Origin of the sequence: Micromonospora echinospora, from assembly GCF_900091495.1 — a bacterium.
Classification (GTDB): Bacteria; Actinomycetota; Actinomycetes; order Mycobacteriales; family Micromonosporaceae; genus Micromonospora; species Micromonospora echinospora.
Genome location: NZ_LT607413.1, coordinates 7379889 through 7392856, shown reverse-complemented (window position 1 = coordinate 7392856; position 12968 = coordinate 7379889). Strand labels below are relative to the sequence as shown.

Annotated in this window: 10 protein-coding genes; 7 read left to right on the top strand and 3 right to left on the bottom strand. The window is 65.7% G+C overall.

The annotated features are described in order from the left end of the window. Nucleotides 1–79 precede the first annotated feature (79 nt). The 3 genes from GA0070618_RS31380 to GA0070618_RS31370 form a co-directional block, all read right to left on the bottom strand. Nucleotides 80–1090 (bottom strand): thioesterase domain-containing protein, encoded by a 1011-nt coding sequence (locus GA0070618_RS31380; RefSeq protein ID WP_170107926.1) that lies wholly within the window; start codon nt 1088–1090, stop codon nt 80–82. Nucleotides 1091–1231: 141 nt separating this feature from the next. Continuing rightward, entirely contained in the window at nt 1232–1618 is a 387-nt protein-coding gene (locus GA0070618_RS33785) for a hypothetical protein (protein ID WP_143740474.1), read from the bottom strand. Between the two features lie 264 nt (nt 1619–1882). Further along, entirely contained in the window at nt 1883–3751 is a 1869-nt protein-coding gene (locus GA0070618_RS31370) for an AfsR/SARP family transcriptional regulator (RefSeq protein ID WP_088984869.1), read from the bottom strand. A 427-nt stretch (nt 3752–4178) separates the two neighbouring features. On the opposite strand from GA0070618_RS31370, the gene GA0070618_RS31365 reads away from it, so the two are divergent. The 7 genes from GA0070618_RS31365 to GA0070618_RS31330 all read left to right on the top strand — a co-directional run bounded on the left by GA0070618_RS31365 (nt 4179) and on the right by GA0070618_RS31330 (nt 12965). Continuing rightward, nucleotides 4179–5117, top strand: coding sequence for a TauD/TfdA family dioxygenase (locus GA0070618_RS31365; RefSeq protein WP_157749050.1), 939 nt, complete (start codon nt 4179–4181; stop codon nt 5115–5117). Between the two features lie 79 nt (nt 5118–5196). Next, on the top strand, nt 5197–6333 hold the full coding sequence (locus GA0070618_RS31360; RefSeq protein ID WP_231931526.1) for a scyllo-inosamine-4-phosphate amidinotransferase: 1137 nt from the start codon (nt 5197–5199) through the stop codon (nt 6331–6333). Between the two features lie 17 nt (nt 6334–6350). Beyond that, nucleotides 6351–7310 carry an ornithine carbamoyltransferase gene (locus GA0070618_RS31355; RefSeq protein ID WP_088984867.1) on the top strand — a complete coding sequence of 320 codons (960 nt, stop codon included), beginning with the start codon at nt 6351–6353 and terminating at the stop codon, nt 7308–7310. A 46-nt stretch (nt 7311–7356) separates the two neighbouring features. Continuing rightward, nucleotides 7357–8604, top strand: coding sequence for a diaminobutyrate--2-oxoglutarate transaminase (ectB, locus tag GA0070618_RS31350; RefSeq protein ID WP_088984866.1), 1248 nt, complete (start codon nt 7357–7359; stop codon nt 8602–8604). A 50-nt stretch (nt 8605–8654) separates the two neighbouring features. Beyond that, nucleotides 8655–10148: a glycosyltransferase gene (locus GA0070618_RS31345; RefSeq protein ID WP_088984865.1), complete on the top strand. Its 1494-nt coding sequence runs from the start codon at nt 8655–8657 to the stop codon at nt 10146–10148. A gap of 50 nt (nt 10149–10198) precedes the next feature. Then, complete coding sequence (locus GA0070618_RS31340) at nt 10199–11713, top strand: carbamoyltransferase C-terminal domain-containing protein (protein ID WP_088984864.1); 1515 nt, start codon at nt 10199–10201, stop codon at nt 11711–11713. Between the two features lie 382 nt (nt 11714–12095). Next, entirely contained in the window at nt 12096–12965 is an 870-nt protein-coding gene (locus GA0070618_RS31330) for a hypothetical protein (RefSeq protein ID WP_143740471.1), read from the top strand. The last annotated feature ends 3 nt before the right edge of the window (nt 12966–12968 follow it).

The following is a 12968-nucleotide window of genomic DNA, read 5'->3' as shown; positions in this document are numbered from 1 at the left end:
GGTGAGCTGATCCGCGACATCCACCAGATGTCGCGGGGAACCTCGAACGGAGGCCTTCCGGGAAGCCGAGGGAAGCTCATCACTGCTCCCACCAGAGTCTCCAAAGCACGTCTGCCACTTCGATGGCGTGCTTGCCGGAAATCACGTCCGAGTGGTTGGTGCCGATGTCGTAGACTTCCAGTCCCGCGCTGCAATGAGATCGCCATGCGTCGGTGTTATGACTTCTTCCCTCCGCGCTGGCAACAGTCACCAGATGCCCCAACCGCCCATAGGTTGGAAGTACGTAACGTGCCGTTGCCTCACAATTGCTGTAAACAACGTCGATCATTCTCTGGAGCCGGTCCGGCCCGAAGCCTGCTGGTAACGTGCCAGCCTGTTCCGCTGCGCGAAGCAGCGTAGCGCGTAGCGTGTCCGCCGGTAGTGCGGCGAGTTCGTCCACGTCGAGCTTGAGTCCGAGCACGATTCTGACGAGCACTCGCAAGTTGGCAGTGGGAGGTTCCGGATGGTGGTACTGCTCAGGAACGCTTGTATCCAGGATCGTCATTCCTCTAAGTGGCGCAGCTCTTTGCTCCATCTGACAGGCCATCTCGAACGCGACCAGCCCCCCGAAAGAGTATCCAGCAATAACGATTTCGCTCGGATCGTATTTGCTTGTCAGTTCGTCAAGATAGTGCGCCGCCATTGCTGGGATATCTCGATGCGGCTGACAGCGTGAGTCGAGTCCGAGGGCTTGGAGTCCAACGCACGGCACACTCTTGGGGACCGCGTCGATCAAGTCGCGGTACCATGCCAGGTTCCCGCTCAGAGGGTGGACGCAGACCAGAACTGGCAGCCGGCTTCCAGGTCGTATGTCCATGAGCGACTTGGGAGTTCCGTTGTAGCCATCACGGATAGCCCGTGCCATGTCCTCGACCGTCGCGTCATTGAATAGCGCTTCGAACGGCAGCCTTACACCGAACTCACGATGAACAGCGTCAAGGACCAGGATGGCCGAAAACGATGAACCACCAACGTCGAAGAATGCCTCGTCAATGGACAGTTGAGGTATGTCGAGCACGTTCAACCAGATGCGACGTACAACCAGTTCCACGTTATCCCGCGGTGGTCGGTGAGGACGCCTTGAGTCCATCAGAATGCTGCTCCCTAGTGCTGTTCCAGCTCGTCCGTCAGGCCTAGTGATCGGGCAAGCGCGACCCTGTCGTCCCAGCAAGCGCCATCGACGAGAATGACATCACTGACGAGGCCCCTGGGTCATGTGAAACGTGCTGCCGGGTGTCTCACTGTAGGCGGGCATCACCTTCTCGGTCAAGGCAGTGTTGGCTAATCCGTACGCCGTGAGACCTAGCCAGGATCCACCGGAGGATACTTTGGCGATTGACGGCTGCGGATGCAGAAATGCCGGACGAACAGCGGCATGTTGCGCCATGACCCGCGGTGCCGGACGGCGAGCTCCGTGGTCATCCCGCTGGCCTCCTCGCAATCGCCGTCGAGCGTCCGGACCACGTTCGTCAAGGTCAGGCTCGATGGTCGACAGGTCGGCCACCAGGCACTGGCTGTTGACCGCGGCGACGGCCTCCTGGGCGCTCACCCGGGCTGCTTCGAACCGGACCTCAGGCACGCCGTCCTCCTCCAAGGCGGTCTCGCCGGGGGATCCCGGAGTGGAGCAGATCGGTGCGGTGACGGGCGGCTGTGACACCGGAGGCCGCCCTTACTCGCGATACACCGCTCTTTCCCGAGATTGAAAGTACCGCGTCGGTCGGAGTTTTATGGGGACTGCCCGAAGCGATGCGACTGCCCGAAGCGATGCGATGAACCATCTTCACGCTCGTCCTCAAGGAATTGGATCGCGGTGTCCGCATGATTTCCCCCCGGCCCCGCGGATCTATCGAATTAGGTCCGGCTTCGCCGATCCCGAACAGCTAAAGGTGCGCTCCTCGCGCGCGTACGCTCGGACCAGGTCGAACATCCCGTAACGGGGTTCGCCGTCACTGCTCGGCTGCGGCTGAAGCAGGTTGTCCCGCAACAGCCGTTCGAGCAGCCGGTCGGCCGTGGGGATCGAGACGTCCAGCAATTCGCCCACGATGCGCGGGGTGATGGTGGCCGGTGCCCGGGCTCCGATCGCGCGGAAGGCGACGCGCGTGGAACTCGGCAGCGCTTGATAGCTGTCACGCAGTGCGACCCGCACGTCCAGACTGCCGAAAGCCAACTCGCCCAGCAGGTCGTCGCCGTGAGTCAGGCGGTCGGCGAGAGCGCGGATAGGGTACGACGGATGGGCAGCGAGCCGTGCGCCGGCCGCCCGCAACGCGAGCGGCACCCCCTCGCACGCGTCGATGATGCGCGTCGTCGCCTCCGGTTCCTGACTGATTCGCTCGGTCCCGACGGAGTCGGCGAGCATCTGCCACGCCGCCTGCCGGTCGAGCGGCTGCAGGTCGGTTTGCCAGTGGCTGTCCAGCTCGACCAACCGGCGCCGGCTGGTGACGACCACCAGGCTGGCGCCCGCGACCGGCAGCAGCGGGCGGACGTGGTCGACGTCGAGGGCGTTGTCGAGGAGAAGGAGGAGACGCCGGTCGATCAGCAGTTGCCGGTAGAGCGCGAGCCGTTCGTCGTCATTGTCGCTCACTCTCGAGGCGCCGAAGCCGGCCAGCAGGATGCCGAGCGCCTCCGAACCGGACCGCGGACGGCCACTGTGTGCCTGCAGATCCACGTAGAGCTCGCCGTCGGGGAAGAAGTGTCGCATCTCGTGGGCGGCGTCGATCGCCACCGCGGACTTTCCGATGCCGGGAGCCCCGGAGATCGTCACGACCGGCGTCGCCTCCGCGCTGTCACCCAGACGCCGGTGGACATCGGCGGCCACCTCGGTGAGTCTGTCCCACACGTCGGCGCGCCCCACGAGGTGCTGGGGGCGCGGCGGCAGCAGATGCGGCACCCCGCCGGACCGGGGGCCACCCACCGCCGCTCGGCCGGCGCTGCGCACGGCGACCGAGTGCGCACGAGCCCGGGGCGCCAGGCCCGCGTCGCCGTCGAGCATGCGTGCGTGCAGGCTCTGGAGCCCCGGACCGGGCTCGATGCCGAGTTCATCGATGAAGGTCTGCCGTGCCCGCCCGTAAGTGGCCAGCGCGTCGGCGGTCCGGCCGCATCCGTACATGCTGTGCATGAGCAGTTCCCAGACGCGTTCGTGGAGGGCGCGCTCGGCGACCATCTCGGTCAGCATCGGCACCAGCTGTTCGTAGTCGCCCAGCTCGAGACGGGCCTCCGCCCAGGCGAGCATGTTGGACCAGCGCAACTCGGTCAGACTCTCGATGCGCGCGTGCAGCCACGCGCCGACCTCGATGCCCTCCAGCGGGTCGCCGCGCCACAATCCGGCCGCCTCGCCGAGGAGGTCCCCGGCCTGAGTGTGGTTGCCGACGGCAAGGGCTTCACGGCCCTCCTCGTCGAGCCGCCGGAACTCGGTCAGGTCCAGATCGTCGGTGTTCACCTCACAGCGGTAGCCGCCGGACACTCCGATGATCATCCGGCCGCCGCCGTGCCGCTGGAAGGTGTGGCGCAACTCGGAGACGTACGTCCGAATGTTGTCGACCGCGGAGGCCGGTGGGCGCTCCGACCAGACGGCGTCGATCAGATCCCCTGTGCGTAACAGCCTGCCGGGATGCATGAGCAGTGCCCCGAGCAGCGCAGTGCGGCGGGATCCAGAGATTTTCACTGGTCCAGCCGTGGACTCGGCCCGCAACGGACCCAGGATGTCGAACCGCATGGCACTCCCCCGGAAAAGCCATATCGCTACTGGTCATTACACCCTTAGCTAAACCTAACAGCCTGGAAACAGAAAGACCATGCCCTGAGACTCGGAAGGATCGATCTGGCCCTCACCAGAGTTGGTGTATGTCCAATGTAGCTTCGGTGTACTCACGGCTGCCACGATCGAGCCGAGACGTTGGCCGGTGAGCCGGGACGTCCGCCGCCGAGGATTGACGTGATGGCGGCGGACTGCGAGCGCGGCGAGCCAGACGCCGACCACCGAACGGACGACGGCTTCAAGTAACACCGTCCGCGAAATTCGGAAGGTGGATCCAGGCGAGTACCGGAATGTGTTCGCGGACATGAAACTGGAGCAGAACGTTGCGAGAGAGAATGGAGAAGGAGTGGATTCGGTTACGAAACCACCGACACCGAGCTACCGAATGCAGCCGCACGAGGCGAAAGACCTTTGGGACTCGATCGAGAAAGTGATCGACAACCGCGACCTGGCCGCGTTCACGCCGGACGAATTCGTCGATCTGGCACTGGAGGTCACCCCCCTCCTGCCGTCCGGCCTGCGCCGTCAGGTCATCGAGTACCGGCGCTACGCACCGGACGGCGACGTCGTGCTCCTGCGCGGACTTCTGCCTGAGGGGGTGACGCTCCCCGCCACCGCGACGGCCCCGTGGATGCCGCCTGTCGGTGAGGCGCAAGGTGCCGCTCTGCTGCTGACCAGCGTGACGGTCATGCTTGGGGAGCCGTTCAACTACGCGAGCCTCTACGACGGCCGGATCGTTCAGAACATGGTCCCGGTGCGCAAGATGGAGTTCACCCAGACCAGCCAGAGCAGCACCGGGATGCTCGACTGGCACTGCGAGGACAGCTTCCGTGACGATCGATGCGACTACGCCGGCCTGCTCTGCCTCCGGGGCGATCCCTCCGGGGCGTCCATGTACGCCCAGGTGAAGGACGTCCAGCTTGCACCGGACCTGATGGCGACGCTGCGGGAGCCGCGCTTTCATGTGCGCCCGGATCCCGCGCACGTGCTGCCCGGCGACACGCCGATGCGCCCTCTCGCCATCATCTCCGGGTCGGAGTCGGCACCGGAGATCGCCTACGACACGCATCACCTCGAGCCAATCGACGCGGCCGACGAAGACGCGGCAGAAGCGCTTCGCCAGCTGGGCATCGGTCTGGACGAGGTCGCCATCTCGCACGTGATGGAACAGGGCGACCTGTTGCTGTTCGACAACAAGCGGGTCGTTCACGCCCGCACGCCGTTCACCGCCCGTTTCGACGGTACGGACCGCTGGCTGATGCGGACCATGATCTGCGGATCCGCTTTGACCTTCCGCCGTTGGGGTCAGCGGATACCGGCCTGACCACCCCGGCTGGCCGGTAGACCGTCGCACGACCGTTTGCGCACTGCCCCGGGACCGACGAACACCAGGAGCGCACCACATGGCAATTTTGTCAGGCGAGCAGTCCACAGCCGACCGCATCGCCGAACCAGCAGCATCGCGATCGCCGGAGCATCGGCTGCCTGTGGTGAACTCCTGGGATGAGTTCACCACGCTGCGTGAGGTCGTCGTCGGAGACGCCACTCACGCGGGGGTTCCGCCGCAGACCGATGTCTCGGCATGGCTCAACGACTATCCCGAGCTCTCGCCCGCCGAACGGGAACGGGTGGGCGGGCGCTTCCCGGACCAGGTCATCGAGGAAAGCAATGAGGATCTCGCCGACCTGGTGACGACCCTCCGCGACATGGGGATCGTCGTGCACCAGCCGCCGGCGGCCGACCCCGATGAGGAAGTCGGCGGCCCGGGCTGGCGCAGCCCGGGGCGTCATTCGTACTGCCCGCGCGACCTCGCGCTGGTCATCGGGTCAACCATCATCGAAGCGCCCAGCCCGTCGCGGTCCCGCTACCACGAGCTGTCCAACTTGCGGCCCCTCTTCCAGGACTACCTGTTGCGTGGTGCGCATTGGCTGGGCGCCCCCCGGCCCCAGTTGCGTGACGAGCTGTACCTCACGGACGCGAAGGGCGCCCCGGTGCTCGGCGAGGCCGAGCCGGCGTTCGAGGCGGCCAATGTCGTCCGGCTCGGACGTGACGTCTTCTACCAGGTGTCGCGCAGCGGCAACGAGATCGGCCTGCGCTGGCTGCAATCGGCCCTGCAACTGCTCGGCGATATCCGCGTGCACCCGTTGCGCGGCCTCTACCAGGGGACGCACATCGACAGCACGATCTGCTTCCTGCGCCCGGGCCTTGTTCTGCTCAACCCCGCGCGCGTCCGGCCGGACACCGTTCCGGAGGTGCTGCGCGGCTGGGACGTGATCTGGTGCCCGCCGATCGAGGAGCCGGTGGCACCGCTGCTCCCTCGCACGCTGAGCACACCGTGGGTGGGGATGAACCTCCTGATGGTCAGCCCGGACATGGCCGTTGTCGATCGTAACCAGACGAACCTGATACGTCTTCTGGAAGCCAAGGGAATCACGGTCGTGCCGCGCCGCTTGCGTCATTCCCGGGTGCTCGGCGGCGGCTTCCACTGCGTCACGTTGGACACGGTACGCGACGGCGGGCCCGAGAACTATCTGGATTGACCCGAAGAACAGTTGAGATGGTGGTTTCAGTGATTGCTAGACATCCGAACCGCAGAGCAATGTTGAGCTTGGCGGACCTCAGCACGGAAGACGTCTCGGAGATCAGCGACACCGCATTTCGATACGGACAGACGCCGCAGAATTTCGCGGGCAGGCTGGCCGGAACGCGGTTAGGCCTGCTCTTCACCGCCCCGTCGACCCGGACCAGATTGTCGTTCTGGGGCGCCGGGCTCACCCTCGGCTGCGACATGCTGCATCTGAGCAAGGACGACATCCAAATCTCGACCGGTGAGACGTGGATCGATACCGGTGCCATTCTGGCGAACCACCTGGACGTCGTCGTCGCCCGCACCAACGGTCCGCAGCACGAATTGGCTGACCTGGCCGTCCATGTGCCGGCAACGATCAATGCCCTTACCTACGAGGAGCATCCGACTCAGGCGATCGCAGATCTCTGTGCGCTGCGCGAGCATTTCGGCAAGGTGGAGAATCTTCGCCTGGCATATCTGGGTGAGGTGAACAACACGGCTCGGGCGCTGGCGTTGCTCTCCTGCAAGATGCCGTTCCAGAGCCTCGACGTGTACAGCCCGGACGGCTTGGGATTTTCCGCGGGAGAAATCGATTCACTGAATGCCGTACGGGGTGAAGACGTTGTTCGCCAGCATGCCACGTTGCCGGACGCGCCGGATCCGGTGGACGCTGTCTACACCGCACGGTGGCATTCGATGAGCGAGGCACGCCAGGACCCGGAATGGCTTTCCCAATTCGCCCCGTTCGCCGTCACCAAGGACACGATGAGGCGCTTCTCCGGCTCGACCGAAGCAGTGTTCATGCACGATCTGCCCGCGGTCCGGGGCCAAGAGGTGACCTCCGACGTCCTGGACGGGGCCAGCGCCACGTCGCTCGTGCCGAGGCAGGCATACCACAAGGCGTCCGCCGCCGCGTCAGCACTGCTGTGGGCAACGGGGAAATTGTGACGCGATCACGAAAGCCACACCACGACGCGCGACAGGCGGATTTTTCATGAGCATCTTCGATCGGCGCGAGTCAGAGGTACGTAGCTACAGCCGGAGGTGGCCGGCGGTTTTCGGGCGGGCAGCGGGCAGTTGGCTCTACGGAGTGGATGAAACACCGTATCTGGATTTCTTCGCCGGGGCCGGCACCCTCAACTACGGCCACAACGATCCCGTTCTCAAGCGGGCGCTCATCAGCTATCTGGAGCAGGACGGGGTGACGCACGCCCTCGACATGTTCACTGCGGCCAAGGCGAACCTGCTGGAGACGCTGGAGGAGAAGATCCTCGCTCCGCGAGGGCTGGACTACAAGGTGGTCTTCCCCGGGCCCGCCGGTGCCAACGCGGTGGAAGCGGCCCTCAAGCTGGCGCGCAAGGCCACCGGACGGAAGTGGGTGGCCTACTTCCGCAACGCGTTCCACGGCATGACCTTGGGCGCGCTGTCGGTGAACGGCAATCCGGCGGTCCGCCTCAGCGCCGGTACCTCGCTCGCACACTGCCTGGAGCTGCCCTACGAGCAGCAACTCACCGGCACCAACGGGTTTGAGGACATGCTGGCCGACTCTGCCGGCGGCCTCGCCGGTACGGCCGCCGTCATCGTGGAGACGGTGCAGGGCGAGGGCGGGATCAACGTCGCCCGCATCCCATGGCTGCGGGAGCTCTCGGCCGTCTGCCGGCGGCATGGGATCGTCCTCATCGTCGATGACATCCAGATGGGCTGCGGTCGCGTCGGTCCTTTCTTCAGCTTCGAGGACGCCGGGATCGAGCCGGACATCGTGTGCCTGTCGAAGAGCATCAGCGGCTACGGGCTTCCGATGGCACTCACGTTGATCCGGCCCGAGTTGGACGTGTGGAAGCCGGGCGAGCACAACGGCACCTTCCGCGGGTTCAGCCTGGCGTTCGTGACCGGCGCCGAGGCGCTGCGGGCCTATTGGAGCGACGAGGAGCTGGTGAAGTCCACGAGGACCAAGGGCGAACGCGTCGCCGTCGGCCTCGAACAGATCCGGGCCTCCTATCCCGAAACGGGGCTCACCATCCGGGGCCGTGGCCTCGCCTGGGGCCTGCAAACCGGTGACGGCGACACGGCCGACCAGATCAGCGCGGCTGCGTTCGAGCGCGGTCTTCTGGTGGAGACCTGCGGACGTGACGGCGAGGTCGTCAAGCTCCTGCCTCCGCTCTCCGTCACCGGCGGCGACATCGATCGGGCACTGGAGATCCTTGATGCGTCCGTGAAGTCGGCGCTGGCCGGCCGCACCTGAAGCTGGGCGAATCGGCCAGGCAGGTCCGACATCAGATTGTGAGGAAGCACGTGTCGAGCGAGGACGACATCTTGGTGCTGACCACGCGGGAGAAAGACTGGTGGTGGAGCCTTCAGGAAATCACCCCGGCCATCGAGAACGTCTGGACCGCCATCGGCCGCTCCCGGCAGGAGACCGTTCGGATTCTCTGCGTACCCCTGCCATCGGCCATCGAGCAGGATCTGCTGGCCTCCGCCCCCTGGTTGAAGCGCATCGTCATCACCTCCGTGACGCCGGGGACGGTACGGACCGCGCTCCTTCTCCGGACGCGGATGAAGGCAGCCGCGCCGATGACCATCTACGTTCAGGGGGACGCCACCGAAGGCTTCCACGCCTTCGGTGAGCTGGCGAACGTCCTGACCGAGAAGGACGTGTTCGTCACGGCCTGTCATGCGGAGGCAGTCGCGACCCGCCGATCCTTCCCCAACGCCCAGGTCTGCGTGATCCCGTTTCCGCTGGTGGACCAGTTCAAAGTTGCCTGCGAAAAAAGGCACGCGAGGCCCGGGCCTGCGCGGCTGGCCTACATCGGGCGCGTGTCCGCGCAGAAGAATCTGCACACCCTGTTGTTCGCCCTGTGGATCCTGCGCACCTTCTACGACGACGCGCCGAGAGTCGGCCTGGACGTGTACGGCGGCGAGGACAATCTCGGTAGCCCGAACATGGGGCTCGAATCCGCGGACTACGGCACGTACCTGCGGGGGCTCGCCGAATCGCTGGGCATGGCGGACACGGTGACGTGGCACGGGGTCAAACCACGAGACTGGCTGTTCTACGACGTGCACCAGGAGCCTCATGTGCTCGTGTCGCCGACCTTGCACTCCGATGAGAACTTCGGCTCCTCCGTGCTGGCGTCCCTGGTCAACGGTAACCAGGTGGTGACGACGGCGTGGGGCGGTCATTTCGGGTTCCAGGAGTGGTTCTCCCGGCAGCTGACATTGGTTCCGGTCCACCGGTCGACCATGGGGCCGGTCGTGCACCCCGCTCTGCTGGCCGACGCCATCCTCGAGGGGGTGGGCAGGGCGGCGTCGGTGGTCGTGGAGGACGCCGCCCTCGATGCGGCGCGGGCGGAGTTCTCGGAGAAGACCGTGGCTGCGCACACGGTGGAGATGCTCCGCCGACCCGGCCGTGACCCCGTGCCGCTGCGGAAGTCACCGACCCAGCAGCTCATCGACGAACGGAGGGATCTCTTCGGTGGTACGCGCAAGATCTATGCGGACTACCAGGATCCCGTTGCGCAGATCTTTTTCGAGGCCTACGGCATGAAGGAGCCGCTCACCTTCGAGGAGGGCTCCTCCTACGTTCTCGTGCCGTGGGCGAGCTGCTCCGATGACGTCCTGCACATCGATGATCCGCACCGCGGGCGGCGGAGCATCAGTTTCGACGCGACGATCTCCGACCCGTTGAAAGTCACGATGTGCCCTTCCATGGAAACGTGTCGTCTCCCGGAACACGTCGTACAGAGTCTGGTAGCCGAGGGGCACGCATTCTCGGTCCGGAAAGAGTAGCCGGCTGCCGTACCTGTCCGGTCGTGTTGGACCAACCGTTAGGGATTCTCATGCTGAATCAGTCCGATCGGCTCGTCGTCTCCGTGTTCTTCGGCGATCACGATTCGAACGTGACCATCGCCTCCGGTAACCGGCTGCTGCTTCATCTCGAGGCCGAGCGCGTACTCGGGATCAAGCATGTCGCCGCCACCGCCGAGCAGATGGACGAAGTGGTCTCGGCCGCCCTCAGCTACGTCGGCGCCGACGAGGACGCCGTCGATGAGCTGCTCGTCGGCAAGTGGAGTGCCAAGTACGACCTGGCCCATCCGATCGGCATGGGCCGCCGGCAGTTCACTCCGGTGGTCACCGGTCATCATCTCAACCACATCGGCACTGCCCTGCCATCAGGCTTCGACAGTTGCCTGGTGCTGTGCGCCGACGGCTGGTCGGAGGACGGGGCCACGTCGATGTACCTTTACGACCACGGCCGACTGGACCGCATCGCCGTTCTCGAGCACACCTTCCTGACCGGACGGGTGTACGGCACCGCCACCCAGCTCACCGTCCAGCCCGACTACATGATGGCCAACGCCTCCGACTCGGGGAAGATGCTGGGGCTGTCAGCCTACGGGAGCCACAACGCTGAGCTTGCCAAGCGCATCCGGGCCGACGTCGCCGTGTTCAACCGGCCACACCTGGACGGCGCCGACGATCTCCGGCGGAGTTACGGCATCAGCGACGTCTACTCCTCGAACCCCGATGATCGGCGTCGAGAACTGGCGGCGACCGTTCAGACGGAGTGGGAGGAGGAGCTGCTGGCCGTCGCCGCCCGGTTCCGTCCGTTCTCTCCCCGCCTGGCCCTGGTCGGCGGCTGCGCAATGAACGTCGTGGCGAACGGCCGTCTGGCGAACAGCGGGATCTACGACGACATCTTCATCCCGTCCATGCCGTCCGACACCGGCCAATCGCTGGGTGCCGTGTGGAACCGCTATCCCGGAACGGTGACAACCAGCCCCTACCTCGGACGCGACTACGGGATCGAGGCGACCAAGGCTTCGGTCGTCTCCATGGTCGATGATCTGGCTGCGGGCCATGTCGTCGCCCTCTACACCGGCGCCTCGGAGTCGGGCCCCAGGGCGCTGGGCAACAGGTCGATCCTGGCGGTTCCCCGTACTGATGAAGTGCGGGTTCGGGTGAGCGAGGAGATCAAACGTCGCGAATCGTACCGGCCGATCGCGCCGGTGATCCGTGCGGAGGATCTGGGGCGCTTCTTCGACGGCAGCCGCTTATCTCCGTACATGACGTACGCGTACGCCGCCAAGGCGGAAGTCGCCGATCGGGCCCCGGCCATCGTCCACGCGGACGGGACGAGCCGAGTGCAGACGGTCGGCGTCGACGAGCACCCCTTTCTCCACGCCGTCCTGACCGCCTTGGAGGAACGCGGCGAGATGCCGATACTCGCCAACACCTCGATGAACGTGGCCGGGCGGCCCATGGTCGACACGCCGGAAGATGCGCGGCAGTTCCTCGCCGAGACTCCGGTGGACGTGCTCTACCTCGGCGACGAGCGTCTCGCCCGGCCATGACCTCAGGGTGACGGAAACGCTTTCGCAACGACAGGCAATCACGTGGGGTCCTTCCGGGTAGATCAGATTCCGTCGCAGGATCCTGTCTACCGAGGGGCCCCACGTCCGGTCTCCATACCGTCCGCCATGGGCGCGGTTCCTACGTCATCCCGGATCGGGATCGAATCCTTGTCGAGATCACTTCACTGTAGGAATGGCAACTGGGGCACGCATGCGTGTCCTCGCCTCCCCGCTCCTGTGTCGAATCACCATCGAAAAAGCGCGATTGTTGCTTCCCGCGCAGCGTCACACCGCATCACGTATGTCCGATGTATCGAACGTGTAGCCGCACTGTACCGTCGACGAGCACAGTGGACTAAACCGATCGTAGGGGAGTGGGCCGATGAGGATAGTCGTCCGCAGAGGTGTGCCGTACGTCGAACCTCTGAAGGGCGAAACGCTGGCCGATTGCGGCCCGCGCCAGACGGTCACTCTGCTCCGCCGGTACGGCCACCTCATATTTCGCGGATTCGCACCCGGCGAGACGGAGTTCGGCGAGTTCATCGAGCAATTCGGTCATTGTGCCGATCTTCCCGACGCACAACTCGACCAGTTCCACCCCTATCAGCCGGACGCGATCTGGTCGCTGCGCCACGCCCCTGGCCGTACCGCCGATCCTGAGCAAGTGATCGACGGCGTGCAATTGCTCGCCGGCTTGACGGGGCGCTGGGCGACCTTCGCCCGTGGCAACGCCATCCGCTTCGACCGGCTGCGGTCGCCCGAGCAATGCCGCCGGGCACTGCGCGGCCACGGGCGGGCGGCGATCGAGCAGCGCCTCGCCCGGCTGCGGGGGATTCAGTACGAGTTCCGAGCTGACGGCTCGCTGTTCATCTCGTTCGTGACGCCGATGGTGTGCCGCACGCCCGCCGGCGCCGACACCATCGGCCAGGTCGCGCTGCGGGCGGTGCTGGAGTCTGAGCCGGGCAGCCTCCGCCTGGCCGACGGGCGGCCGATGCCGGCCGAGCTGGCTGAGCATCTGCGGGACAGGGCCGGTGCCGCGTGCCGGACGGTCGGCGCCGCAGTCGGCGACCTTACCGTTCTCGACAACCACCGCATGGTGCGCCGCTCCGGCTTCCCCGGCCTGGTGGCACGGCAGTGCGACAACATGCTCGGCTCGTTTCCGCCCCGGGCCGCCTCACCGCTCGACGCCGCGGTGAAGTGGCTGCTGGGGAACGAATCCGGCGCCGGTCACCTGCGGCCGGTGACCGTCTGACCC

What these genes read in the sequence shown, in the direction of transcription:
- GA0070618_RS31365 (WP_157749050.1), top strand. Translation starts at nt 4,179, where the DNA reads ATGCAGCCGCACGAGGCGAAAGACCTTTGGGACTCGATCGAGAAAGTG.
- GA0070618_RS31360 (WP_231931526.1), top strand. Translation starts at nt 5,197, where the DNA reads ATGGCAATTTTGTCAGGCGAGCAGTCCACAGCCGACCGCATCGCCGAA.
- GA0070618_RS31340 (WP_088984864.1), top strand. Translation starts at nt 10,199, where the DNA reads ATGCTGAATCAGTCCGATCGGCTCGTCGTCTCCGTGTTCTTCGGCGAT.
- ectB (WP_088984866.1), top strand. Translation starts at nt 7,357, where the DNA reads ATGAGCATCTTCGATCGGCGCGAGTCAGAGGTACGTAGCTACAGCCGG.
- GA0070618_RS31330 (WP_143740471.1), top strand. Translation starts at nt 12,096, where the DNA reads ATGAGGATAGTCGTCCGCAGAGGTGTGCCGTACGTCGAACCTCTGAAG.
- GA0070618_RS31355 (WP_088984867.1), top strand. Translation starts at nt 6,351, where the DNA reads ATGGTGGTTTCAGTGATTGCTAGACATCCGAACCGCAGAGCAATGTTG.
- GA0070618_RS31370 (WP_088984869.1), bottom strand. Translation starts at nt 3,751, where the DNA reads ATGCGGTTCGACATCCTGGGTCCGTTGCGGGCCGAGTCCACGGCTGGA.